Genomic DNA, 22,235 nt, shown 5'->3' on the forward strand with positions numbered 1-22,235 from the left:
GTTCCAAGAGGGACTAAAACGACGAAGGTAAGCCGACGCATCTGGCGCAGGCGCAGGCCGGGGCGCAAGGGGGGAAGCAGCCCTGCACGCTTGCCTCGCGCGCAGATTGGCTCCATGTCAAAGGCATGAGCGCACCATCGTCCAACCCATCGTCATCCCCCGCAGGCTCGGCGCCAAGACCGGTCTGGGTCGATGCGCTGATCGCGGTGATCCCGGTGGTCGCCGTCTCGGTGCTCGGCAACGCCGTCACCATTCCGCAGGTGATGACCTGGTACCCGACCATCGCCAAACCGCCCTTCAACCCGCCCAACTGGGTGTTCGGGCCGGTCTGGACGACGCTCTTTGCTTTGATGGCCTATGGCGTCTACCGCATTTTGCGAGTACCCGCCGGCACGCCCGGCAAGACCCCGGCGCTTGTCGCCTATCACGTGCAGCTGGCGCTCAACCTGGCCTGGTCCTGCGTCTTCTTCGGGCTCAACAGCCCGCTCGGCGGCATGCTGGTGATCCTGCCCTTCCTGGCGATGATCCTCGTCACCATCGCGCTGTTTGCCAGGCTCGACCGGCTCGCGGCCCATCTGCAATGGCCCTATGTCGCCTGGGTCTCCTTCGCGACGCTGCTCACCATCTCGATCTGGTGGCTCAATCGCTGAGGCGGCGGCTCACCCGATCGAGCGTTCGATCACGTTCAGCACCGTGCTGCGCAGATCCGCGATGGTGAAGGGCTTGGTCATCACCTCTGAGACGATGGCATCGAGGCTGCGGGCCCGTTCGCGTTGTTCCGCATAGCCCGTCATCAGGATGATCGGCAGGTCGGGAAAGGCCTGCTTGGCGGCCAGCGCCAGCGCAATCCCGTCCATCAGCGGCATGCGGATATCGGTGAGCAGCAGGTCGAAGCGGCCCTGCTCGGCCATCAGCGTGTCGAGCGCCTCGGCCCCGTCGGCCGCCATCAGGCAGGAATGGCCGTCCATCGTCAGCCCCCGCGCCACCAGCGTCCGCAGCGGCTCCTCGTCATCGACGACCAGAATGCGCGACATCGCCTCAGATCCCCGGCAGGCCGGCCTGGTCGGCCGTCTCGATGACGCCGACGAAGGGCAGCTGGCGGTAGGAATGGGCCACGTCCATGCCGTAGCCGACGACGAAATAATCGGGGCACTCGAACCCGACATAATCGGGAACGATGTTTACCGCTCGCTTGCCGGGTTTTTCCAGAAGCACGACCGAGGACACTTTTGAGGCCCCGCGCGCCGCCAGCAGATCCTTGGCGAAGGCGAGCGTCCGACCCGATTCGAGGATGTCGTCGACCAGCAGCACCTCGCGGCCCCGGACATCGCTTTGAACATCGCGCAGGATCTCGACCTGGCCCGAAGACACGGTCGCGGCGCGATAGCTCGACAGATGCACGAATTCGACCTGCGGCGTCATGCCGACGCGGTGCATGGCGCGGATCAGATCCGCGACGAACATGAAGCTGCCCTTGAGCACCGCCACGACGAGCAGATCGGCCGGCGCGGTCGCCGCGATGGCCGTCGCCATTTCTTCGTTGCGGCGCGCGATCGCGGCTTCATCGTAAAGCACCCTGATGCGTTTCGGCTCAGGCATGGTCGTCGTCCTTTCGCGCCCCGGCTCGATTCCCCCTGCTACGGTTGGAGTGATGGCGTGGCTCATGAGATTTGGTTCTGTCGGAGATTTAGTGCGCCTGGCCGCACCTGGATAGCCCGATCGTACTGCGCCCGCCGCACGCCCGCTCGGTGTGGCGTCAACGAACGTTTGCGGCGGCGACGGGGCCGGCATCGGCGAAGCGCACCTGCACGGATTGTCCCGCAGCGGGCGGCGCTGCGAGCCGCGCCCGGAAGCGCATCAGTTCGGAGGGTTCCAGTGCCGGGCGCGGTGGGTCGGTCTTCCAGCTGTAGAGAACCTGCCCGGCGGCGTCCTTGACCGAGACCTCGATCGAAGGCACCGGGGTATTTCCCCTGGCGATGTTCGTCACATCGCCCTCGACCACGAGAAAGCGCCCGCCCGCATCGTCGATCAGCCCGCTTTCCACAGCGCTCAGCTTCAGGCCCCGCACATTGATGGGCAAGCCCAGCATCTCGAAGGTGGATGCAAGCTGCGGTGCAGCCCGCACCGCATGATCCCGCTGCCACACCAGCAGGCCCAGCAGGGCGAGCCCGACCAGGGCCACGGCCCCGGCAACCGGAGCAGCGGGAAGCCGTGCCGTCTTGACCTTCCTTGATTTCGGCCCGGACGCCTTGCCGCTGCGCTTGCGGTCCGGTCGGGCGTTGTCGGATGTGTCGGGGGCCGGCGGCGGCGGCGCGGCGGCGGCGGCTGCCAGCGCCGCTTCGGCCTCGACCGCCGAGACCTGCGCCTCGATCGCAGCCGCCTGCTGCAGCTCCTCGTTCAGAAGCGCCTGCGTCTCTTCGGCGCTGGGAACCTCGGGCAGATCCGGCTCCGGCATGACATGCCAAAGCGTCTGGCAACTGGCGCAGCGCACCTTGCGGCCCTCGGTGCCGAGCTTGGCTCCGTCGAGTTCGTAGCGGCTGGCGCAGGAGGGGCAGACGATCAGCATGGCGGGGGCCAGCGGCTCCTATGCGTGTTGGACGGGCGCCTTCGTCTGGCGCATTTTGCCGGACGGTCGCCGTCAGCTTTCCGACAGACAGGCAGCCGGTTCAAGCGTCGGCAGCGCGCGTCGCTGGCTGCGTCTCTCAATTGGCGCGGTTCATGGTTAACGTCCCGTGAAGAACTCTGGCGCCATGCTCGGGTTTCGCGTCGGCAAGCAGGGCTTGAGGAAACGGAATTGGTTCGGTTCGAGAATGTCGGCCTGAGATATGGCATGGGCCCGGAGGTGCTGAAGGACATCAACTTCAGCATCGCGCCGCGCTCGTTCCAGTATCTCACCGGGCCGTCGGGCGCCGGCAAGACGACCCTGATGCGCCTTGTCCTGATGGCGCTGCAGCCGACGCGCGGCCTCGTCAACCTGTTCGGACAGGATGTCTCGCGGCTCGATGCTGCGACCCTGACCGCCTTCCGTCGCCGCATGGGCATCGTCTTCCAGGATTTCCGCCTGCTCGATCATCTGACCCTTTATGAAAACGTCGCCCTGCCCCTGCGGGTGCTCGGCAAGGAGGAATCAAGCTATCGTGCCGAGGTCGTCGAGCTGCTGCGCTGGGTCGGGCTGGGCGAACGCATGCACGCCGTGCCCTCCGTCCTCTCGGGCGGCGAAAAGCAGCGCGCCGCCATTGCCCGGGCGGTCATCGGGCGGCCCGAGCTGGTTCTCGCCGACGAGCCCACCGGCAATGTCGATCCCGCGCTCGGCCGGCGGCTGCTGCGGCTGTTCATGGAACTGCAGTCGCTGGGCACGGCGGTTGTGATCGCGACGCATGATCTCGCCTTGATGGAGCTTTACGACGCGCCACGCCTCGTCCTCGCCGATGGTCATCTCCATGTCGATGCCTGACCCCGGCAATGCGGATTTCGAGCCCGAGGACCGGCCGCTGCCGAGCAATCTGCGGCGCGACCAGCCGCTCGTGCCCATCGATACGGTCGCGGCCCGGGCCCTGATGGCGGTGATCGCGATCCTGACCTTTCTGGCGGCGTTGAGCGCCGGCGCCGCCGTTCTCGCCGCGCGCGCATCAGAGCAGTGGCGCGGCGCCGTCGCCAACGAAATGACGATCCAGATCAGGCCGGATTCGCGCCGCGACATCGAAGGCGACATCGGCCGTGCCGTGGCGATGGCGCAGGCGATCGACGGCATCGAGTCGGTGCGCGCCGTTCCCCGGGCCGAATCGGACAAGCTGCTCGAACCCTGGCTCGGTGCGGGGCTGGACCTCGTCGAGCTGCCGGTGCCCCGGTTGATCGTCCTGAAACTGCGCGCGGGCGCCGGCCCCGATCTCACCGCCTTCGGCGCGGCGCTGCGGCGCGAGGTGCCCACCGCCATCCTCGACGACCACCGCCTCTGGGTCCGCAGGCTCTCGACCATGGCCAGCACCATCATCCTGTCGGGCGCGGCGGTGGTGCTGCTGGTGCTGACGGCGGCGGCGCTGGCGGTGGCGTTTGCGACGCGTGGCGCCATGGCCGGCAGCCGCGACAGTGTCGAGGTGCTGCATCTCGTCGGTGCCGACGATGCCTTCATCGCGCGCGAATTCCAGAGCCGATTCGTCAGGCTTGGGCTAAGAGGCGGCGCCATCGGCGGCGCTGCGGCCATCCTCGTCATCGGACTCCTGGGCTTCCTGTCCTCGCGCTGGAGGACGGCGCCGGAGGCAGAGCAGCTCCAGGCGATGTTTGGGGCCTTCGAGATCGGCTGGTCGGGCTATGTCGCGGTGATCCTCGTCGCCGTGGTTGTGGCCGCGATTTCAGGCCTCGTCTCGCGCGTCACCGTCAGGCATCATCTGCGTGTGCTGGCCGGGGGGACGGCGTGATGCGAAGCGGTGCGGATCGATATGCGGGCTTGCTTCGGCTCTTGATGCGCAGCCGCCGGTCCTATCGGCCCGGCAGCAAGCTCGCTGCCGTGCTTACGCCCGATTGGCGCGCTAGGTTTCAAACGTCATGGCGATGATCGGCAGCAGCCACGAACAGCTCGCCCGGCAGCGAGCCCATCAAAGGCGGGCGGACGAAGGTCGGCCGGTGCGTCACCGCGCGGTCGCCGTCGGGACCGATGCAGCGCCTGCTGTAGATCGAGGCAACCGTCGCTTCACGCTGAGGCGGGTCACTTTCTGGTTCGCCATCCTGACCTCTGTCGTCTGCCTTGCATTCGGCCTCGGCTATATCCGCTTCGCCTCCGGAATCGCGGGGCACGAGCCGGTGGCGGTGCCGCGTACGGATGCCATCGTCGTGGTCACCGGCGGATCGCAACGCGTCGGCGACGCCATCGGCCTGCTTGGTGCCGATCGGGGCTCGCGCCTGCTGATCAGCGGCGTCAACGAAAAGACCGGCCGCGATGAGCTGGCCAAGCTCAACCCCTCGGCGCGGGAGCTCCTGGGCTGCTGCGTCGATCTCGACTATCGCGCCCGCAACACCATCGGCAACGCCATCGAGGCGCGGCGCTGGCAGCGCAAGCATGGTTTCGGTTCGCTTCTGGTTGTGACTTCGAATTATCACATGCCGCGCACCATCGCCGAATTCGCCCATGCGATGCCCGACATCCGCCTCGTGCCGCATCCGGTCGTGACCGACCAGATCGACACCGGCGGCTGGTGGACGCGCTGGAGCACGATCCGGGTGCTGGCGCCCGAATATGCCAAATACATCGCCGCCCGCCTGCGCAGCCTCTTCGAGGACGATCCCGAGACGTCGCGACTGTCGATCATCATCGGCGGCCGCAAGCCGGTCTCGTCGAAGCCGGCGGAGCTGATGGGGCCGGAGCAGGAAAGACGCAGCCAGCTGAAAAACGGCGGTATCGACGGCTGACGCCCGCCACGACGCTTGACGGCGGCAGGGCGGCAAGCTCTTTGCGCGCCATGCTCGTCCTGCGCTCCCTCGTCTTCAACGTCCTGTTTTATGTGAACCTGGCGCTCTGGCTGGTTTTTGCCGCCATGCCCGCCCTCCTGCTGCCGCGGCGCGCGCTGCTCGGGGTCACGGTGGCCTGGGCTCACACCGCACTCTGGCTGATGCGGGTCATCGCCGGCACGCGCTACGAGATCACCGGACGCGAGAACATCCCCCCGGGCGGGCTCATCGTCGCCTCGAAGCACCAGTCCTTCTGGGAAACCTTCGTGATGATGATGCTGTTCAAGGACCCGATCTTCATCCTCAAGCGCGAATTGATCTGGGTCCCGTTCTTCGGCTGGTGCCTGAGCAAGTTCAAGATGATCCCGGTCGATCGCGGCGGCCGCGCCCGCGCGTTGGCCCAGGTCACCCGCCGCGCCAAGGTGGAGCTGCGCGACAATCACCGCCAGTTGCTGATCTTCCCCGAAGGCACGCGCCGCCCCGCCGGGGCACCGCCCGCCTACAAGTTCGGCGTCGCCCATCTCTATGGCGAGCTCAAACTTCCTTGTGTGCCGGTGGCGCTCAATTCCGGCCTGTACTGGCCGCGCCGGAAGTTCCTGCGTCGTCCCGGCACGATCCGGCTCGAGATCCTGCCGCCGATCGCGCCGGGTCTCGACAAGGCCACGTTCCAGGCGCTGCTGCAGGAGCAGATCGAGACCGCGAGCGACCGTCTGCTGGCGCAAGGACGCGCCGAACTGGCGCTCCTCGGGCTCGATCCGCTCGCCAAGACCGCCTCCTGAGTCCCGCGTCGGCCACCAGCCCGCAGACGCAACCAGCCCGACAGCTCCTGACATATTGCGGCAGCAGTCCCTATCCCCCCACTCGGCAAGCCTTGACTTGACGCCCCGCTGTTCTCATTTTGTTTTCAGAACAAAGGAGGAACGTCATGGCCGCTCTCGCCTATCGCCAGCCGATCTCGCGTCACGCCCGCCCCGCTTTCGACCAGCGCCAGCGCGATCTGTTCCGGCAGGACCTGATGGCTCAGGACACCCAGGTCGAGAATCGCGCCAAGACGGCGCAGGAACTGCCGATGCGCAGCGCGGCCGGCCTTGGCGAGCGCCGCTTCACCGCCTGGCGCGGCCGCTCGGGCCGGCGCTATGTCGCCTCGATCTTCGCCATCGGCGACGAGCATGCGCTGGGCTTCACCGATGCGGTGCTGGTGGCGGTATCGCCCGACCGGCGCATCGTGGCGGCCCGCGACAGCGGCCCCTTCGGCGTCGAGGCCGCGCTGACACGCTGGCAGCAATCGGTTGCGCTCGCCGGCGCCAGCGAGATCCACGTGCATCTGCTGGCCGAGGACGGCCTCAGCCGCCGCGCCGCCCTGCTCGACCTGATGCCGGAGGTGTGAGCGCGCGACGCGAACGGATGTCATGAGGAAACCACGCCGTCATCCTGGGCGGCCGCAGGTCGACCGGGATCCATCATAGGGCAGCGACGAAGCTCTATGATGGATCCCGGCCTGCGCGGCTTCGCGGCTTGGCCAGGATGACGTGGTTTCGATTGCAAGCACTCGGACCTGATCTAAACCTTCGGCCACGGCGCGGCGCCCGACGCCAGCGCCTGCGCCAACCCGCCCAGAACGGGATCGAAGATGCCCATCTTGCGCAGCGACTCGTCGGTGAGCAGCACGTAATCGGGGTTCTCGCCAGAGCTGCCCCGGCCGTGGCGCACCAGGTCGAGCTGCTGCTCATGCGACAGCCGCCCGGCATATTGCAGGTGCCGGCGGTCGGCGACATAGACCAGCGCCGTGACGGCGCGGCCATCCTCCAGCCGGACCGGCATCCGGCGCTCCAGATAGACCGCCGTCGCCTGCTCGCGGGCCCGCAGGTAATCCACCGTCTCCTGCGCCTGCGCGGCCGCCACGCGAAAGGCGAGCCCCCGGCAGATTCCACCCCGGTCGAGGCCCAGCACCAGCCCGGGCCGCTCCGGCGTGCCGCGATGCACATGCGAGAAGATGCACAGCGAGCGGTGATAGCCGTGGAGCCGCGCGGGAACGCTTTCCTCGAAGGCAAAGCCCGGCCGCCAGATCAGCGAGCCGTAGCCGAAGACCCAAAGCTCGCCATCCCCGAAGGCCGAGGTCATGCCCGCTCCATCCCGTGGGTATCCCATAATTTGGCCGTGCCCGCCTGCTTGATGAGGATGCCGGCCTCGACCGTTCGGCTGGCGTCCGTCTCCCGCGGCAGCTAACAATCCCGCCGCATCAGCGCAATGGACTGTCCCGCATGACCGATCCCGCTCCCCGCCGCCGCAGCAGCCGCGCCTGGCTCTACGCCCCCTTCATGGCGCTGGCGCTTGTCGCCGCGGGCTGGACCGGCTTCTGGTTCATCGTGCGCGCGCGGGTCGTCGACGCCGTCGATACCGCGCTCGCCCGGGAAGCCGGGCTCGGCCGCAGCTGGACCTGCACCGACCGCGCCGTCACGGGCTTTCCCTTCCGCGTCGAACTGCGCTGCGGCGCGCTGGCGCTGGCCTCTGCCCGCTGGGGCGAGGAGGTCCGCGTCCAGACCGGGCCGGCGGTCGCCGTCGGCCAGATCTATACCCCCAATCTGGTCATCGCTCAGATCACGGGTCCGCTGCAGGCGACGCTGCCGGAGGGTCGCAGGCTCGATCTCGGCTGGACGCGGCTCGAAGCCAGCCTGACGCACGCCAGTGGCGACCCCGAGCGCCTTTCGCTGGTGATCAGCGCACCGACCGCGAGCCTGACTGCGCCGGGCCTCACCGCCGAGACCTGGCAGGCCGCCTCGCTGGAAGCGCATCTGCGCCGCAACCCGACCCGCCCCGCAACCGACCAGGCGGTCGATCTCGCCATCGCTGCCAAGGGCTCGGTCCTGCCGGCGCTCGATGCGTTGCTGGGCACGAACGAACCCGGTGATGTCGATATCCAGGCGACGCTGACACAGACAGAGGCCTTCCGCATCGGCCTCAACCCCGATGCGCTGGAAGCCTGGCGCAATGTCGGCGGCCAGGTCGAGTTGACGCGGCTTGTATCGGTCAAGGGCCCTGCCCGCATCGAAGCGACCGGCCAGTTCCTGATCGACCAGACCCACCGGCCGGCCGGCCAGCTCCAGGCCTCGCTGGCCGGCATCCGCCAGATTGCCGGCATACCGGTCGGCGGCCTGGCAGCCGGGCTCGGCGGCCTCTTGGGCGGGCGCCTGAGCGCACAGCTGCCGGGCGCGGCTCCCGGTCTGAACGCACTCCCGCCGATCGTGCTGCGCGAGGGGCGCGTTTATCTGGGACCGATCCGCCTGCCGCTGCAGCCGCTGCCGGCCCTCTACTGATGCCTGATGCCAAATGGTCCCCCGGGAAACAGCATCCCTGAGGGATCAGCAAATGCGCGAAGCCTGGCTTACGCGCCTAATAGATCGATCAGATGCGGGATCAGCGGCTCGTCGGCGGGGGGCATGGCAAGATCCCGCAGCTTGCCGGGACGGACCCATTTGAGCGCCTGCGCCTCGCGCGAGGCGACCGTTCCCTCCCAGCGCCGGCAGATATAGAGCGGCATCAGCAGGTGGAACTCGGGATAGGCGAAGCTGGCGAAGGTCAGCGGCGCCAGGCACTCTTCCCTGACCGTGATACCGAGCTCTTCCGACAATTCGCGGATCAGCGCCGGCTCGGGCCGTTCGTCCTGTTCGAGCTTGCCGCCGGGGAACTCCCACAGTCCCGCCAGCGCCTTGCCCTCGGGACGCTGCGCCACGAGCACGCGGTTGTCGGCATCGATCAGGGCGCAGGCGACGACGAGGAGAAGCTTCACGGGGATTAACGGCTCAATTTCCGGAGAGGATGACATGGAGGGGTTCGGTTTCCCGGCCCGTCACGGTGACGCTGTCATAGACCGAGCCGCCCTCTCGAGAGAAGGCGTCCTCGTCGCCCCAGATCACCTGGGTCGTCACGAAATAGGCGCCGGCTGCGACGTTCTGGAAGATGAAGCGTCCGTTCGATTCCGCCTTGGTGGTGCGGGTGTACTCGCCATAGGCGGGGTCTGGAGTGTTGTCACGGGGATAGTCGCGATGGGGCACATATCTGCGCTTCCCGTAGAGGTTCGCGAAGCGCTCGCGGGCGTAAGCCGTGGCCGGCACCAGCCGCACCACCTCGCCCGCGGCATTCACCACCGCTCCGTTCGGCTTGGTCCGAAAGGCATGGCCGGTGATTGTCGTGGTGCCGGGCTTTTTGATGAAGGCGGCCTCCTCGACGGAGAAGGCGACGGTCGCGGGCTTACGCTCGACGCAGGCCGACAGCGCCAAGGCCACGCAGATGATGACCCGGACCTTCATGCCGCCCATCCTCTCATGCAGACTTGGCCGCACGCCGCGACGTCGTCACCAGGAAGACGCCGGCCAGGATGATGCAGCCTCCGACGACCTGCCGCAACTCCAGCGTTTCGCCAAGCACGACGATGCCGAGGATCGTCGCGACGCTCGGCACGAGATAGCCCGTCATCGCGGCGCGCGTCGGCCCCGCGGCGCGGATGAGCCGCATGAACACCGCCATCGGGATCGCGGTCGCAAGCAGGCCCAGCGCCAGCATGGCAGGCACATGATCGGCCACCGGCGCGAAGGCGGCGGGGCCGGCGAAGACCAGCGTCAGGACAAGCGCGACGAGGCCGGAGACGACCTGCTGACCGAGCGCGAGCCTGGCCGGATCGCCCGCCGAAGCGGGCACCGCGCGCGCATAAAGGTTGCCGCCGCTGTAGCCCAGCATGACGCCGACCATGGCGAGCACGCCGAGCGCCGTGCCGCCGCCCTCGACCAGGCGTGGGCCGATCAGCAGCGCGACGCCGGCCATGCCGAGCAGGATGCCGGCGAGCCGCCGGAGACCCATGCGCTCTTCGGAGAACAGAAAATGCGCGAACACCGCAGTCACCAGCGGCCCGCCGGCCTGGATCATCGCGGCCGGGCCGCTCGCCAGCTGCACCAGCGCATAGGCGACGAGCACATTGGGCACCCAGCCATTGGTGGTGCCGAGCACGAGCCAGTGCCAGATCTCGTCGCGGCGCGGGATCGGGCTCTGGCCGAGCCAGACGACATAGGCTGCGAGCGCCGCCGCCCCGATCAGCCCGCGCGAGGCGGCCAGCGCCAGCGGCGAGATTGCGCCACCCGTCAGCTTGATGAACAGGAAGCTCGAGCCCCAGAAGAACGAGCAGACCAGCAGATGCCCGGCGACGAAGGCGCGGCTGGGGCTGGGGCGGGCCTGCTCCGTCATTGCGAGCGCAGCGAAGCAATCCAGAGGGATCGCGCAAACGCCTGGATGGCTTCGCTGCGCTCGCAATGACGGTGAGTCATCTAGGACCGGTAGTCGCCGTTGATCTCGACATAGGCCTTGGTCAGGTCGCAGGTCCAGACCGTGGATTTGCCGCGGCCGATGCCGAGATCGGCGGTGATGACGATGTGCTCGCCCTGCATATAGGTCGAGACGGCCTCTTCGTCATAGGACGGCGCGCGGGCGCCCTGCTGCGCCACCATGATGTCGCCGAAGGAGATGTCGAGCGTGTCGCGGTCGGCCGGTTCGCCAGCCTTGCCGACGGCCATGACGATGCGGCCCCAATTGGCGTCCTCGCCGGCGATCGCGGTCTTGACCAGCGGCGAATTGGCGATCGACAGCGCGACGCGCTTGGCCGAGCGCGAGGAGGCGGCGCCCGCGACCCTGACCTCGACGAATTTGCGCGCGCCTTCGCCATCCTTGCAGACGAGATGGGCGAGTTCGAGCAACAGCGAATTCAGCGCGCGTTTGAAGCCCGAGAGGCGGGGATCGCCGATTTCGGTGATGGCAGGTACGCCCCTCGCGCGTGCCTTAGCCGTCGCAAACAGCATCAGCGTGTCGGAGGTCGAGGTGTCGCTGTCGACGGTGACCGCGTTGAACGAGCCCTTGACGCCCTTCGACAGCAGCGCCTGCAGCACGGGGGCGGCGATCGGCGCGTCGGTGAAGACGAAGGAGAGCATCGTCGCCATGTCGGGCGCGATCATGCCGGCGCCCTTGGCGATGCCGGCGAGCACCACCTCGTGGCCGTCGATCTTGGCCTTGCGCGTCAGTGCCTTGGGGAAGGTGTCGGTTGTCATGATCGCCTTGGCGGCGTCGATCCAGGGGCCGTCGGCGACGCGTTTGGCGCAATCCTCGAGCACGCCCTCGAACTTGGTGGCATCGAGCGGCTCGCCGATCACGCCGGTCGAGGCGATGAAGACCTCGTGGGGCTTGCAGCCGGCCGCCTTGGCCGCGATTTTCGCCGTGAGCGCGACGGTCTCGCGGCCTTTCAGGCCAGTGAAAGCATTGGCGTTACCGGAATTGACGACCACGGCCCGGGCCGAGCCCTGCTGCAGGTTTTCGCGGCACCAGTCAACCGGGGCTGAGGGGCATTTCGAACGGGTGAAGACGCCCGCGACTTGCGTGCCCTCGTCGAGCAGCGCCAGCCAGACATCGGTGCGGCCCTTGTACTTGATGCCGGCCTCGCCGGTGGCGAAACGCACGCCCGGAACCGGCGGCACTTTGGGCTGGCGCTTGGGCGCGAGCGGGGAAACGGGAACATCCTTGCCGGCCATGGTGGCGTCTCCTGTGCGGGAGGCCGGTGTGCCGCAGGGGCGTCGCGAAGGCAAGGTCGGCCTCCTCCTCGGATCGCTATGGCGCTCTCGACGCGGCATTGCATTATGCTATATTCATTTTGTGAAGGTGGCGATCTACAGCAGAGACGCACTGAAGACCTTGCGGGGCCTGCCGACGAATGTCGCCGATCGCATCCGCAGCAAGATCGAGCAATATGTCGCCGACCCTGCCTCACAAGCCAACAACGTCAAGGCGTTGCAGGGCGACAAGCGCTATCTGAGGCTCCGCGTCGGAGACTGGCGGGTCATCTTCCGCGAGGATGGCTCGGTCGTGCTGATCGTCCGCGTCGCGCCGCGCGGGTCTGCCTATGACTGAGAGGAGCCTGCCATGAAGGAGCGACTCGAGTTGATGATCGACGGCGAGGCCTTCGTCGCGCTGTCGCGGGATGCCTATGACCGTCTGGTCGAGGCGGCCGAGGATGCGGCCGACTCCGCAGCCATCGCCCGCTTCGAGCAGCGCCTCGCCGCGGACGAAGAAGAGTTCGTCCCCTCTGCCATGGTGGACCGCATTCTTGCGGGCGAGAATCTCGTGCGTGTCTGGCGCGAGCATCGCGGGCTGACCGTCAGCGCGCTGGCGGAAATGGCCGGCATCGCCCAGCCCTATCTCTCGCAGATCGAGACCGGCAAGCGCGAGGGCACGCTGCAGACGATGAAGAAGATCGCCGATGCGCTGCGCGTGAAGCTCGACGATCTCGTCTGAAACGCACATGGCCCGCATCGAGCGCGGGCCATGGCAAATCGTCAGTCGTCTGTCAGCGGCCGCTCAGGGCTTCTTCGTCTCGGCCGGCGCAGGAGCCGGCGTCGCGGGCGCGGCCGGCTGGTCGAGACGTTCGACCTTGGCCTTCTCGCGCAGCGCCACGATGATGTCCTGCTGGGCCTTGCGCTCGAGATACTGGTCGATCTGCGGCTTCACCGTCGCGAAATCCGGCAGCGGCTTGCTGCGCTTGTCCTCGAGCTTGATGACGTGCCAGCCGAACTGGCTCTTCACCGGGTCGGAGACCTGGCCCTTGTTCAGCTTGAAGGCGACGTCGGCGAATTCCGGCACCATGCGGTCCTTGGTGAACCAGCCGAGCGAGCCGCCTTCCTTGCCGGAGCCCGGATCCTTGGAGAGTTCGGCGGCGACCTTGGCGAAATCCTCGCCCTTCTTCAGCCGCTCGGCGACGGCCTTGGCCTGCGCCTCCTCCTCGACGAGGATGTGGCGGGCATTGACCTCCTCCTCCGGCGCCATCGCCTTGGTGGTCTCGTCATAGAGCTTGCGCGCCGCTTCCGGCGTCGCGGCCTTCTTGGCCTCGGCGGTCAGGTACTGGTCGAGCAGGACCTTCTCGCGGAAATAGGCGAGACGGGCGGCGAAGTCCGGGGCGTCGGCGGTCTTGGCTGCGGCCGCAGCCCGGGCGCCGAGCTTCAGGTCGACGAGGTAGTTGATGACCTCGTCGCGCTTGCGCTCGTCGGGCAGCTGGGCGAGGCGCTCGCCGAGATCCTCGGTGGCGAGCGAAATCTCGCGCTCGGTGATGGCAATGCCATCGACCCGGGCGACGACCTTGTCGGCCTGAGCGAAGACGGGCGTCGCGACGAGCGCAAGGCCAAGCGAGAGCATGCCAAGACGAGACAACTTCATGGGGGAATGCCCTTTTTCAACAACAGAGCCGCAAACAAAAAGATCGCGGCTGCACTGCCAGTTGAACGCGGCAAAGGCAAGGCGCGCAAGCCGCACGACAGGGCCCATCACGAAGCTTTGCACCGCGCGGGCATGGCCAAGCCGGGAGCGCGCGCCGGGCGCCCCAGGCGCGCGGCTTCCTGCGGGCTTGGAAGCGGAGTGGGGAAACCCTACATCCTGCGAAATCCGGTGGCTTCAGGCCGCGCGTGCCGCGACAGGCGCTAAGCGTTGCAAGGCAGTGCTGGACCCCGCCCCCGCACGCGTCTAAACACGCGGTCGCATTGAGAATTCAGGTTTTCGGCTGCTCGCGGCATGCAAGGCTGCGCGGCATTCAAGACCATACCACCGAAAGGCCCAACATGCTTGGCGCGCTCGCAAAGAAACTCTTCGGCTCGTCGAACGACCGGCGCGTCAAGGGCTATGGCCCCCGGGTCGCGGCGATCAATGCGCTGGAAAAGGAAGTCGCTGCGCTCAGCGACGAGGCGCTGCAGGCGCGCACCACAGCCTTTCGCGAGCAGATCGCGGCTGGCGCCAAGCTCGATGACCTGCTGGTTCCCGCCTTCGCCACCGTTCGCGAGGCGGCCAAGCGTGTGCTCGGCCAGCGCCCCTACGACGTCCAGCTGATCGGCGGCATGGTGCTGCATGAAGGCTCCATCGCCGAGATGAAGACCGGCGAGGGCAAGACGCTTGTCGGCACCCTGCCGACCTATCTCAACGCGCTCGCGGGCCAGGGCGTGCATGTCGTCACGGTCAACGACTACCTTGCCCGCCGCGACGCGGAGTGGATGGCCCGGCTCTACAACTTCCTTGGCCTGAGCGTCGGCATCATCGTCCACGGCATCGACGACGAGGAGCGCCAGCGCGCCTATGCCTGCGACATCACCTACGGCACCAACAACGAATTCGGCTTCGACTACCTGCGCGACAACATGAAATACGAGGTCTCGCAGATGTCGCAGCGAGGCCACCATTTCGCGATCGTCGACGAGGTCGACTCGATCCTGGTCGACGAAGCGCGCACGCCGCTGATCATCTCGGGCCCGCTCGACGACAAGTCGGACCTCTATGTCTCGATCGACAAGGTGCTGCCGGGGCTGGTCAAGGGCGATTACGAGGTCGATGAGAAGCAGCGCGCCGTCTCGCTGACGGAAGCCGGCAACGAGCATATCGAGGAACTGCTGCGCGAAGCCGGCCTGCTCAAGGAAGGCGACCTCTACGACGCGCACAACGTCACGCTGGTCCACCACGTCAACCAGGCGCTGCGGGCGCATTCGCTGTTCACCCGCGACAAGGACTATATCGTCCGTGGCGACGAGGTCGTGATCATCGACGAGTTCACCGGCCGCATGATGCCGGGTCGGCGCTATTCGGAAGGGCTGCATCAGGCGCTCGAGGCCAAGGAGGGCGTCACCGTCCAGCCCGAGAACGCGACTTTGGCCTCGATCACCTTCCAGAACTATTTCCGGCTCTACTCCAAGCTCGCCGGCATGACCGGCACGGCGGCCACCGAAGCCGACGAGTTCTTCCAGATCTACAAGCTCGAGGTCGTCGAGATCCCGACGAATCTGCCGGTCTCGCGCAAGGACGAGGATGACGAGGTCTACCGCACCTTCGAGGAGAAGGTCCGCGGCGTCATCCGCGAGATCAAGGAAGCCCAGAAGCTCGGGCAGCCCATGCTGGTCGGCACGACCTCGATCGAGCGCTCCGAACTCGTCGCCGAGATGCTGCAGAAGGACGGCTTCCAGCAGATCGACTTCTCGGCGCCCAACGCGCTGGAGCCGATCTACGCCGCCGCGCGGCAGGGCAAGCCGTCGAACTATTTCGCCGTGCTGAATGCCCGCTTCCACGAGCAGGAGGCCTATATCGTCGCCCAGGCCGGTGCGCCAGGCGTCATCACCATCGCCACCAACATGGCCGGTCGCGGCACCGACATCCAGCTCGGCGGCAATGCCGACATGCGCATCAAGCACGATCTCGGCGACATGCCCGAGGGCGAGGAGCGCACGCGGCGCGAGGCGGAGATCCGCGCCGAGGTCGTCGACTTCAAGCAGCGCGTGATCAAGGCCGGCGGGCTCTACATCGTCGGCACCGAACGCCATGAGAGCCGCCGCATCGACAACCAGCTGCGTGGCCGCGCCGGCCGCCAGGGCGATCCCGGCCGGTCGAAATTCTTCCTGTCGCTGCAGGACGATCTGATGCGGATCTTCGGCTCCGACCGCATGGACGGCATGCTGACCAAGCTCGGCCTGAAGGAGGACGAGGCGATCGTCCATCCCTGGATCAACAAGGCGGTCGAGAAGGCTCAAGGGAAGGTCGAGGCGCGCAACTTCGACATCCGCAAGAACATCCTGAAATACGACGACGTCATGAACGACCAGCGCAAGGTCGTGTTCGAGCAGCGCCGCGACTTCATGCGCCAGGCCAGCGTGCGCGAGACGATCGATGACATGCGCCAGGGTGTCGCCGATGATCTGGTGACGCGCCACATCCCGCCCGAGGCCTATCCCGAGCAGTGGGACACCGCCGCGCTGAAGGAAGGCGTGATGCAGTTCCTCAATCTCGATCTGCCGATCGAGGAGTGGGCCAAGGAAGAGGGCATCGCCGATGCCGAACTGCGCGAGCGCATCCGCAAGCTCGCCGACGAGGATTACGCGGCGCGGATCGAGCGCAACACCGAGGAGGTGATGCTCTATGTCGAGAAGCAGGTGTTGCTGCAGACGCTCGACACGCTCTGGCGCGAGCATCTCGTCACGCTCGATCATCTGCGCCAGGTCATCGGCTGGCGCGGCTATGCCCAGCGCGATCCGCTCCAGGAATACAAGCAGGAGGCCTTCGACCTGTTCGATTCGCTGATCGGGCGGCTGCGCGAGCAGGTCACCGGCAATCTGATGCGCATCGAGGTCCGCTTCGAGGCGCCCGAGGAGACAGCCCCGCCGCAGGACGCCCTGCCCTCGCCCTTCGGCGATTACGGCGCCGGTGGCCTGCAGTTCGCAGCGCTGGAAGGCGACACCGCCGTCCTCGACCGCGACCCGGCCGATCCCTCGACCTGGGGCAAGGTCGGCCGCAACGAAGCCTGCCCCTGCGGCTCCGGCAAGAAGTTCAAGCACTGCCACGGACAGTACGTCTGAGGGCTCTGCCTCTCCGCACCGTCATTCCGGACAAGCCGCGAAGCGGCGCCGATCCGGAATCCATCGTCAAGTGCCGTCGTGCCCTATGATGGATTCCGGGTCTTCGCTGCGCTCGCCCGGAGTGATGGCGAGGGCTTGCAAGTCCGTGCCTGATCCTTCGTCGCATTCCGCCGGGGCTTTACGCTGCCGTGTCGTGCAGCGCACACTCGCAGCAGCCCATCGCGAGCAAGCCCATGCCCGGATCGACCCATCATCCCGTGCCCAAGACCAGCGCCGGCCGCTTCTTCGAGGACTTCCATCTCGGCGAGCATATCGTCCACGCGACCCCGCGCACGGTCACAGTCGGTGACGTTTCGCTCTACACAGCGCTTTACGGCCCGCGTTTCGCGGTCCAGTCCTCGGACGCCTTCGCCCACGCGATCGGCTATCCCGCCGCGCCGGTGGACGATCTGCTGGTCTTCCACATCGTCTTCGGCAAGACCGTTCCCGACATCTCGCTGAACGCCGTCGCCAATCTCGGCTATGCGGACGGGCGTTTCCTCAAGCCGGTTTTCCCGGGCGACACGCTCTCGACCACCTCGGAGGTGATCGGGCTGAAGCAGACCTCCGCCGGCGACAGCGGCATCGTCTATGTCCGCTCGATCGGCCGCAATCAGCATGGCGAGATCGTGCTGAGCTATGTGCGCTGGGTTCTGGTGCGCAAGCGCCAGCCAGGCACCCCGGCCCATGCCGAGCAGGTGCCCGAACTGCCCAAGGTGGTTGCAGTGGAGGAGCTCGGTGAGGGCTGCCCGGCGCTCGATCTCGCCGCTTATGACGACGCTCTGGCCGGTTCGGCCTTCCGCTGGAGCCACTATACGGCGGGCGAGCGCATCGACCATGTCGACGGCATGACCGTGGAGGAGGCCGAGCACCAGATCGCGACGCGGCTCTACCAGAACACCGCCAAGGTGCATTTCGACGGGCATGGCGCCCGCGAGACCCGCTTCGGCAAACGGCTGATCTATGGCGGCCATGTCATCAGCCTCGCCCGGGCGTTGTCGTTCAACGGGCTCGGCAACGCTTTTCACATCGCCGCGATCAATGGCGGGCGCCATGTTGCGCCGCTCTTTGCCGGCGACACGGTCTTTGCCTGGAGCGAAGTCCTGGAAGCTGCGGAACTGGTCGGGCGGAACGATGTCGGGGCGCTGCGGCTACGGCTCGTCGCGACCAAGAACCGACCCTGCTCCGATCACCCGCTGAAATCGGGTGATCACTATGCGGCCGACGTCATCCTCGATCTCGACTACTGGGCGCTACTCCCGCGCTAACGCTCGTTACGAATGACAGATTATGTCTTCTGTCACTTCGCTGTCGCCATGCCGCATTGCAGCAGCGTTCCGGTTTCGTTACAGACCCAGACACTCTAGAACAATCCCAAATGGGTGGGCCCTTGTCCGGGCCGCGCGAGTCGGAGAACGATCTTGGCCGAGGTCAAACAGGCGGCGCGCCCGCTGTCGCCGCATCTGCAGATCTATCGCTGGTCCTGGACCATGGCGATGTCGATCGCGCATCGCGCCACCGGCGTGGCGCTGTATGCCGGCACTGTGCTGATCGCCGCCTGGCTCGTCGCAGCGGCTTCGGGCCCGGCGGCGTTCGACACGGCGCAGTGGATCGCGGGCTCGCTGCTCGGCCGCCTCGTTCTGTTTCTGTATTCCTTCGTTCTGCTGCACCATATGATGGGGGGCTTGCGCCACTTCGTCTGGGACATGGGTCATGGCTATGATCCCCAGACCCGGATGAACATGGCCAAGTACAGCATTGTGGCGTCTGGTGGGCTGACCTTGCTCGTCTGGCTCGTCGCCTACGCCGTTCGTTGAGGAGCGAGATCATGCACTCCAACTCATCGATGCGCACGCCGCTGTCCCGCGTCCGTGGCCTCGGCTCCGCCAAATCGGGCACCGGACACTTCTGGCTGCAGCGCGTCACTGCGGTCGCCAACCTGGTTCTGACCGTGGTTTTCCTCGGCGTTGCGATCGCGCTGGTCGGCAAGCCCTATCCGGCGGCGCTGGCCATTCTGTCGCACCCGCTGGTGGCGATCCTGATGCTGCTCTTCGTCGTATCGGGTTGCGTGCACATGCGGATTGGCATGCAGGTCATCATCGAGGATTACATCCATGGTGAGGGCCTCAAGATCGCGGCCGTGATGGCCAACACCTTCTTCGCGATCGCTGTCGGCGCGGCCTGCGCCTTCGCGGTGCTGAAGCTCTCTTTTGGAGGCTGATCCGATGGCGATCACCAAGTCACGTCAGGTCCCGGCCTATACCGGTCAGGCCTATGCGATCACCGACCATACCTTCGACGTGGTGGTGGTGGGCGCCGGCGGCGCCGGATTGCGCGCCACGGTCGGCTGCTCCCAGGCCGGCTTGCGCACGGCCTGCATTTCCAAGGTGTTCCCGACGCGTTCGCACACCGTGGCGGCCCAGGGTGGCGTGGCCGCCTCGCTCGGCAATATGGGCAAGGACAGCTGGCAGTGGCACATGTACGACACCGTCAAGGGGTCGGACTGGCTGGGCGATCAGGACGCCATCGAGTATCTCGTCCGCAACGCGCCGGCTGCCGTCTATGAGCTCGAACATTGGGGCGTGCCGTTCTCGCGCACCGAGGACGGCAAGATCTACCAGCGCCCCTTCGGCGGCATGACCACCGAATATGGCGAGGGCCCCCCGGCCCAGCGCACCTGCGCGGCGGCCGACCGCACCGGCCATGCCATGCTGCACACGCTCTACGGCCAGGCGCTGCGCTACAACACCGAGTTCTTCATTGAATACTTCGCCATCGACCTGATCATGGACGAGGACGGCCATTGCCGCGGCGTGATCGCGCTCAAGATGGATGACGGCACGCTCCACCGCTTCCGCTCGCAGCAGACGATCCTGGCGACCGGCGGCTATGGCCGCGCCTATTTCTCGGCGACCTCGGCCCATACCTGCACCGGCGACGGCGGCGGCATGGTGCTGCGCGCCGGCCTGCCCCTGCAGGATATGGAGTTCGTGCAGTTCCACCCGACCGGCATCTACGGCGCCGGCTGCCTGATCACCGAGGGCGCGCGCGGCGAGGGCGGCTATCTGACCAATTCCGAAGGCGAGCGCTTCATGGAGCGCTATGCGCCGTCCGCCAAGGATCTTGCCTCGCGCGACGTCGTCTCACGCTCGATGACGATGGAAATCCGCGGCGGGCGCGGCGTCGGCAAGAACAAGGACCACATCTACCTGCATCTCGACCATCTTGACCCGAAGATCCTGCATGAGCGCCTGCCTGGCATCTCCGAGAGCGCCAAGATCTTCGCTGGCGTCGACGTGACGCGCGAGCCGATTCCCGTGCTGCCGACGGTGCATTACAACATGGGCGGCATCCCGACGAACTTCCATGGCGAGGTCCTGACCAAGGTCGACGGCAATGCCGACACCGTGGTCCCAGGCCTGATGGCCATCGGCGAGGCTGCCTGCGTGTCGGTTCACGGCGCCAACCGCCTGGGCTCGAACTCGCTGATCGACCTCGTGGTCTTCGGCCGCGCGGCCGGCCTGCGCTGCGCCGACACGGTCACCGCCGGCGAGAGCCAGCCGGAACTGCCGAAGAACTCGGCCGATCTGGCGCTGACCCGGCTCGACCGCTACCGCAACGCGGCCGGCAGCACCTCGACCGCCGAATTGCGCGGGCGCATGCAGAAGACCATGCAGGATAATTGCGCGGTCTACCGCACCGGCGAGACACTTGAAGAGGGCCACAAGCAGATCCACGAGATCTGGGGCGGCATCACCGATATCGGCACCACCGACCGCTCGCTGATCTGGAATTCGGACCTGATCGAGACGCTCGAATTCGACAATCTGATCACCCAGGCCGTGGTGACGATGGACTCGGCGCTGAACCGGCCCGAGAGCCGCGGCGCCCATGCCCGCGAGGACTATCCCAACCGCGACGACAAGGACTGGATGAAGCACACCCTGTCCTGGATCGACGACACGGCCCGCACCGTCTCACTCGACGACCGCCCGGTGCACACCTACACGCTCTCGAACGACATTGAGTACATCAAGCCCAAGGCTCGGGTGTATTGAGGGCTGCGGAATAGGCAGGAACTGATGGCAAGCCGCTTCATGCATCTGAAGACTCGGAGCGGCGACGCAAATCGCACGGCGCCTGCGCTTCGCGTTGCGGCCATGGGCGACAACAGGAGACGCGGGAGACCTCCGGTGACCTATGCGATCACGTTCGATCTCGACACAAAAGTGCTGGAGGAAAGCTACCCCACACCGTCGTGGCAGAACGCGTACAAGGACATCGAGCGGTTCCTGCGAGACGAAGGCTTCGACCGCCGGCAGGGCAGCGTCTATTTCGGCAACGACGATGTGGATGTCGTCAGATGCCAGATGGCAGTCCAAAAATTGACGATGACCTATCCTTGGTTTGGCCCATCGGTGAGCGATATCCGCATGCTTCGTATCGAAGACAACAATGACCTCATGCCGGCTGTAGAGCTAGCGATGCAGATGAAGGCGCGTTGAGACAATGGCCGAATTCAATCTCCCCAAGAACTCTCGCCTCGTCGAGGGCAAGACCTGGCCCAAGCCCGCCGGGGCCACGAAGCTGACCGAGTTCAAGGTCTATCGCTGGAGCCCCGACGACACCGAGAACCCGCGCACCGACACTTACTTCGTCGACCGCGAGGATTGCGGGCCGATGGTTCTGGACGCGCTGATCTGGATCAAGTCAAAAATCGACCCGACGCTGACCTTCCGCCGCTCCTGCCGCGAGGGCATCTGCGGCTCCTGCGCGATGAATCTCGACGGCAAGAACGGGCTTGCCTGCACCACGGGCATCGACGAATGCGCAACCAAGGGGCGGGTCGCGATCTATCCGCTGCCGCATATGCCGGTGATCAAGGACCTCGTTCCCGATCTGACCACCTTCTATGCCCAGCATGCCTCGATCGAGCCCTGGCTCAAGACCACGACCCCATCCCCCGAGAAGGAATGGGCGCAAGGTAAAGAGGACCGCGAGAAGCTCGATGGGCTCTATGAATGCATCCTGTGCGCCTGCTGCACGACGTCCTGCCCGAGCTACTGGTGGAACGGCGACCGCTATCTTGGTCCCGCCGCGCTGCTGCAGGCCTATCGCTGGCTGATCGACAGCCGTGACGAGGCCACCGGCGATCGGCTCGACAATCTGGAAGACCCCTTCCGGCTCTATCGCTGCCACACCATCATGAATTGCGCGAATGCCTGCCCGAAGGGTCTCAACCCCGCCAAGGCGATCGCGGAGGTCAAAAAGATGATGGTCAGCCGCCAGGTCTGAGACGGCCACAGCGTCATTCTCGGTCGGAGCGAAGCGCAGACCCGAAAATCT

25 protein-coding genes are annotated in these 22,235 nt (G+C 66.5%); 16 read left to right on the forward strand and 9 right to left on the reverse strand.

What is annotated here, in order from left to right; all coding sequences use genetic code 11:
- The first annotated feature begins 125 nt into the window (after window positions 1-125).
- Complete coding sequence (locus tag IP69_RS07320; protein WP_054142156.1) at window positions 126-650, forward strand: TspO/MBR family protein; 525 nt, start codon at window positions 126-128, stop codon at window positions 648-650.
- A 9-nt stretch (window positions 651-659) separates the two neighbouring features.
- Here the strand turns inward: IP69_RS07320 and IP69_RS07325 are convergent, their stop codons facing one another.
- The 3 genes from IP69_RS07325 to IP69_RS07335 form a co-directional block, all read right to left on the reverse strand.
- A complete protein-coding gene (locus tag IP69_RS07325) occupies window positions 660-1,034 on the reverse strand; it encodes a response regulator (protein WP_054142157.1) in 375 nt (124 codons plus the stop codon).
- Window positions 1,035-1,038: 4 nt separating this feature from the next.
- Window positions 1,039-1,599, reverse strand: a complete 561-nt coding sequence (hpt, locus tag IP69_RS07330; protein ID WP_054142158.1) for a hypoxanthine phosphoribosyltransferase — start codon at window positions 1,597-1,599, stop codon at window positions 1,039-1,041.
- A gap of 157 nt (window positions 1,600-1,756) precedes the next feature.
- Window positions 1,757-2,566: a DUF3426 domain-containing protein gene (locus IP69_RS07335; protein ID WP_054142159.1), complete on the reverse strand. Its 810-nt coding sequence runs from the start codon at window positions 2,564-2,566 to the stop codon at window positions 1,757-1,759.
- Window positions 2,567-2,794: 228 nt separating this feature from the next.
- Here IP69_RS07335 and ftsE point away from each other — a divergent pair, with 228 nt between their 5' ends.
- From ftsE to IP69_RS07360, 5 genes are all read left to right on the forward strand, one after another.
- On the forward strand, window positions 2,795-3,454 hold the full coding sequence (gene ftsE / locus IP69_RS22325) for a cell division ATP-binding protein FtsE (protein ID WP_054142160.1): 660 nt from the start codon (window positions 2,795-2,797) through the stop codon (window positions 3,452-3,454).
- Window positions 3,441-4,415 carry an FtsX-like permease family protein gene (locus IP69_RS07345; RefSeq protein ID WP_248306750.1) on the forward strand — a complete coding sequence of 325 codons (975 nt, stop codon included), beginning with the start codon at window positions 3,441-3,443 and terminating at the stop codon, window positions 4,413-4,415. Before ftsE ends, IP69_RS07345 begins: the two co-directional genes overlap by 14 nt.
- A 205-nt stretch (window positions 4,416-4,620) precedes the next feature.
- Window positions 4,621-5,403, forward strand: a complete 783-nt coding sequence (locus IP69_RS07350; RefSeq protein WP_197279729.1) for a YdcF family protein — start codon at window positions 4,621-4,623, stop codon at window positions 5,401-5,403.
- A gap of 50 nt (window positions 5,404-5,453) precedes the next feature.
- Window positions 5,454-6,221, forward strand: a complete 768-nt coding sequence (locus IP69_RS07355) for a lysophospholipid acyltransferase family protein (protein WP_054142161.1) — start codon at window positions 5,454-5,456, stop codon at window positions 6,219-6,221.
- 146 nt (window positions 6,222-6,367) lie between these two features.
- Window positions 6,368-6,829, forward strand: coding sequence for a hypothetical protein (locus IP69_RS07360; RefSeq protein WP_054142162.1), 462 nt, complete (start codon window positions 6,368-6,370; stop codon window positions 6,827-6,829).
- Window positions 6,830-7,002: 173 nt separating this feature from the next.
- On the opposite strand, the gene IP69_RS07365 is transcribed toward IP69_RS07360, so the two are convergent.
- Complete coding sequence (locus IP69_RS07365; protein ID WP_054142163.1) at window positions 7,003-7,563, reverse strand: gamma-glutamylcyclotransferase; 561 nt, start codon at window positions 7,561-7,563, stop codon at window positions 7,003-7,005.
- A 140-nt stretch (window positions 7,564-7,703) separates the two neighbouring features.
- Here IP69_RS07365 and IP69_RS07370 point away from each other — a divergent pair, with 140 nt between their 5' ends.
- Complete coding sequence (locus IP69_RS07370; RefSeq protein WP_054142164.1) at window positions 7,704-8,756, forward strand: DUF2125 domain-containing protein; 1,053 nt, start codon at window positions 7,704-7,706, stop codon at window positions 8,754-8,756.
- A 68-nt stretch (window positions 8,757-8,824) separates the two neighbouring features.
- On the opposite strand, the gene IP69_RS07375 is transcribed toward IP69_RS07370, so the two are convergent.
- The 4 genes from IP69_RS07375 to argJ form a co-directional block, all read right to left on the reverse strand.
- A complete protein-coding gene (locus IP69_RS07375; RefSeq protein WP_054142165.1) occupies window positions 8,825-9,265 on the reverse strand; it encodes a (deoxy)nucleoside triphosphate pyrophosphohydrolase in 441 nt (146 codons plus the stop codon).
- Window positions 9,243-9,749, reverse strand: coding sequence for a hypothetical protein (locus IP69_RS07380; protein WP_054142276.1), 507 nt, complete (start codon window positions 9,747-9,749; stop codon window positions 9,243-9,245). Before IP69_RS07380 ends, IP69_RS07375 begins: the two co-directional genes overlap by 23 nt.
- A 13-nt stretch (window positions 9,750-9,762) precedes the next feature.
- The gene (locus tag IP69_RS07385) at window positions 9,763-10,677 is read right to left on the reverse strand and encodes a DMT family transporter (RefSeq protein ID WP_054142166.1); all 915 of its coding nucleotides are present in this window, start codon (window positions 10,675-10,677) and stop codon (window positions 9,763-9,765) included.
- An 80-nt stretch (window positions 10,678-10,757) separates the two neighbouring features.
- Window positions 10,758-12,008, reverse strand: coding sequence for a bifunctional glutamate N-acetyltransferase/amino-acid acetyltransferase ArgJ (argJ, locus tag IP69_RS07390; protein WP_054142167.1), 1,251 nt, complete (start codon window positions 12,006-12,008; stop codon window positions 10,758-10,760).
- A 121-nt stretch (window positions 12,009-12,129) separates the two neighbouring features.
- Between argJ and IP69_RS07395 the strand changes: the two genes are divergently transcribed.
- Window positions 12,130-12,384, forward strand: coding sequence for a type II toxin-antitoxin system RelE/ParE family toxin (locus IP69_RS07395; protein ID WP_054142168.1), 255 nt, complete (start codon window positions 12,130-12,132; stop codon window positions 12,382-12,384).
- A gap of 12 nt (window positions 12,385-12,396) precedes the next feature.
- The gene (locus IP69_RS07400) at window positions 12,397-12,768 is read left to right on the forward strand and encodes a helix-turn-helix transcriptional regulator (RefSeq protein ID WP_054142169.1); all 372 of its coding nucleotides are present in this window, start codon (window positions 12,397-12,399) and stop codon (window positions 12,766-12,768) included.
- 63 nt (window positions 12,769-12,831) lie between these two features.
- Here the strand turns inward: IP69_RS07400 and IP69_RS07405 are convergent, their stop codons facing one another.
- Entirely contained in the window at window positions 12,832-13,662 is an 831-nt protein-coding gene (locus tag IP69_RS07405) for a peptidylprolyl isomerase (RefSeq protein ID WP_248306756.1), read from the reverse strand.
- A gap of 419 nt (window positions 13,663-14,081) precedes the next feature.
- On the opposite strand from IP69_RS07405, the gene secA reads away from it, so the two are divergent.
- The 7 genes from secA to IP69_RS07440 all read left to right on the forward strand — a co-directional run bounded on the left by secA (window position 14,082) and on the right by IP69_RS07440 (window position 22,184).
- Window positions 14,082-16,850: a preprotein translocase subunit SecA gene (gene secA / locus IP69_RS07410; protein ID WP_054142171.1), complete on the forward strand. Its 2,769-nt coding sequence runs from the start codon at window positions 14,082-14,084 to the stop codon at window positions 16,848-16,850.
- 233 nt (window positions 16,851-17,083) lie between these two features.
- Entirely contained in the window at window positions 17,084-18,157 is a 1,074-nt protein-coding gene (locus IP69_RS07415) for a MaoC family dehydratase (protein WP_054142172.1), read from the forward strand.
- 153 nt (window positions 18,158-18,310) lie between these two features.
- Window positions 18,311-18,706: a succinate dehydrogenase, cytochrome b556 subunit gene (sdhC, locus tag IP69_RS07420; RefSeq protein ID WP_054142173.1), complete on the forward strand. Its 396-nt coding sequence runs from the start codon at window positions 18,311-18,313 to the stop codon at window positions 18,704-18,706.
- An 11-nt stretch (window positions 18,707-18,717) separates the two neighbouring features.
- The gene (gene sdhD, locus IP69_RS07425) at window positions 18,718-19,110 is read left to right on the forward strand and encodes a succinate dehydrogenase, hydrophobic membrane anchor protein (RefSeq protein WP_054142174.1); all 393 of its coding nucleotides are present in this window, start codon (window positions 18,718-18,720) and stop codon (window positions 19,108-19,110) included.
- 4 nt (window positions 19,111-19,114) lie between these two features.
- Window positions 19,115-20,947, forward strand: coding sequence for a succinate dehydrogenase flavoprotein subunit (gene sdhA / locus IP69_RS07430; protein WP_054142175.1), 1,833 nt, complete (start codon window positions 19,115-19,117; stop codon window positions 20,945-20,947).
- A gap of 135 nt (window positions 20,948-21,082) precedes the next feature.
- Window positions 21,083-21,394, forward strand: coding sequence for a virulence factor (locus tag IP69_RS07435; RefSeq protein WP_197279730.1), 312 nt, complete (start codon window positions 21,083-21,085; stop codon window positions 21,392-21,394).
- Window positions 21,395-21,398: 4 nt separating this feature from the next.
- On the forward strand, window positions 21,399-22,184 hold the full coding sequence (locus IP69_RS07440) for a succinate dehydrogenase iron-sulfur subunit (protein ID WP_054142176.1): 786 nt from the start codon (window positions 21,399-21,401) through the stop codon (window positions 22,182-22,184).
- Window positions 22,185-22,235: the final 51 nt, after the last annotated feature.

Source organism: Allobosea sp. AAP35 (genome assembly GCF_001295925.1).
In the GTDB taxonomy this organism is placed as follows: Bacteria; Pseudomonadota; Alphaproteobacteria; order Rhizobiales; family Beijerinckiaceae; genus Allobosea.

Coding starts and splice junctions, on each gene's coding strand:
- IP69_RS07320 (WP_054142156.1), top strand. CDS start 126: ATGAGCGCACCATCGTCCAACCCATCGTCATCCCCCGCAGGCTCGGCG.
- IP69_RS07325 (WP_054142157.1), bottom strand. CDS start 1,034: ATGTCGCGCATTCTGGTCGTCGATGACGAGGAGCCGCTGCGGACGCTG.
- hpt (WP_054142158.1), bottom strand. CDS start 1,599: ATGCCTGAGCCGAAACGCATCAGGGTGCTTTACGATGAAGCCGCGATC.
- IP69_RS07335 (WP_054142159.1), bottom strand. CDS start 2,566: ATGCTGATCGTCTGCCCCTCCTGCGCCAGCCGCTACGAACTCGACGGA.
- IP69_RS07345 (WP_248306750.1), top strand. CDS start 3,441: ATGTCGATGCCTGACCCCGGCAATGCGGATTTCGAGCCCGAGGACCGG.
- IP69_RS07355 (WP_054142161.1), top strand. CDS start 5,454: ATGCTCGTCCTGCGCTCCCTCGTCTTCAACGTCCTGTTTTATGTGAAC.
- IP69_RS07360 (WP_054142162.1), top strand. CDS start 6,368: ATGGCCGCTCTCGCCTATCGCCAGCCGATCTCGCGTCACGCCCGCCCC.
- IP69_RS07365 (WP_054142163.1), bottom strand. CDS start 7,563: ATGACCTCGGCCTTCGGGGATGGCGAGCTTTGGGTCTTCGGCTACGGC.
- IP69_RS07370 (WP_054142164.1), top strand. CDS start 7,704: ATGACCGATCCCGCTCCCCGCCGCCGCAGCAGCCGCGCCTGGCTCTAC.
- IP69_RS07375 (WP_054142165.1), bottom strand. CDS start 9,265: ATGTCATCCTCTCCGGAAATTGAGCCGTTAATCCCCGTGAAGCTTCTC.
- IP69_RS07380 (WP_054142276.1), bottom strand. CDS start 9,749: ATGAAGGTCCGGGTCATCATCTGCGTGGCCTTGGCGCTGTCGGCCTGC.
- IP69_RS07385 (WP_054142166.1), bottom strand. CDS start 10,677: ATGACGGAGCAGGCCCGCCCCAGCCCCAGCCGCGCCTTCGTCGCCGGG.
- argJ (WP_054142167.1), bottom strand. CDS start 12,008: ATGGCCGGCAAGGATGTTCCCGTTTCCCCGCTCGCGCCCAAGCGCCAG.
- IP69_RS07400 (WP_054142169.1), top strand. CDS start 12,397: ATGAAGGAGCGACTCGAGTTGATGATCGACGGCGAGGCCTTCGTCGCG.
- IP69_RS07405 (WP_248306756.1), bottom strand. CDS start 13,662: ATGCTCTCGCTTGGCCTTGCGCTCGTCGCGACGCCCGTCTTCGCTCAG.
- secA (WP_054142171.1), top strand. CDS start 14,082: ATGCTTGGCGCGCTCGCAAAGAAACTCTTCGGCTCGTCGAACGACCGG.
- IP69_RS07415 (WP_054142172.1), top strand. CDS start 17,084: ATGCCCGGATCGACCCATCATCCCGTGCCCAAGACCAGCGCCGGCCGC.
- sdhD (WP_054142174.1), top strand. CDS start 18,718: ATGCACTCCAACTCATCGATGCGCACGCCGCTGTCCCGCGTCCGTGGC.
- sdhA (WP_054142175.1), top strand. CDS start 19,115: ATGGCGATCACCAAGTCACGTCAGGTCCCGGCCTATACCGGTCAGGCC.
- IP69_RS07440 (WP_054142176.1), top strand. CDS start 21,399: ATGGCCGAATTCAATCTCCCCAAGAACTCTCGCCTCGTCGAGGGCAAG.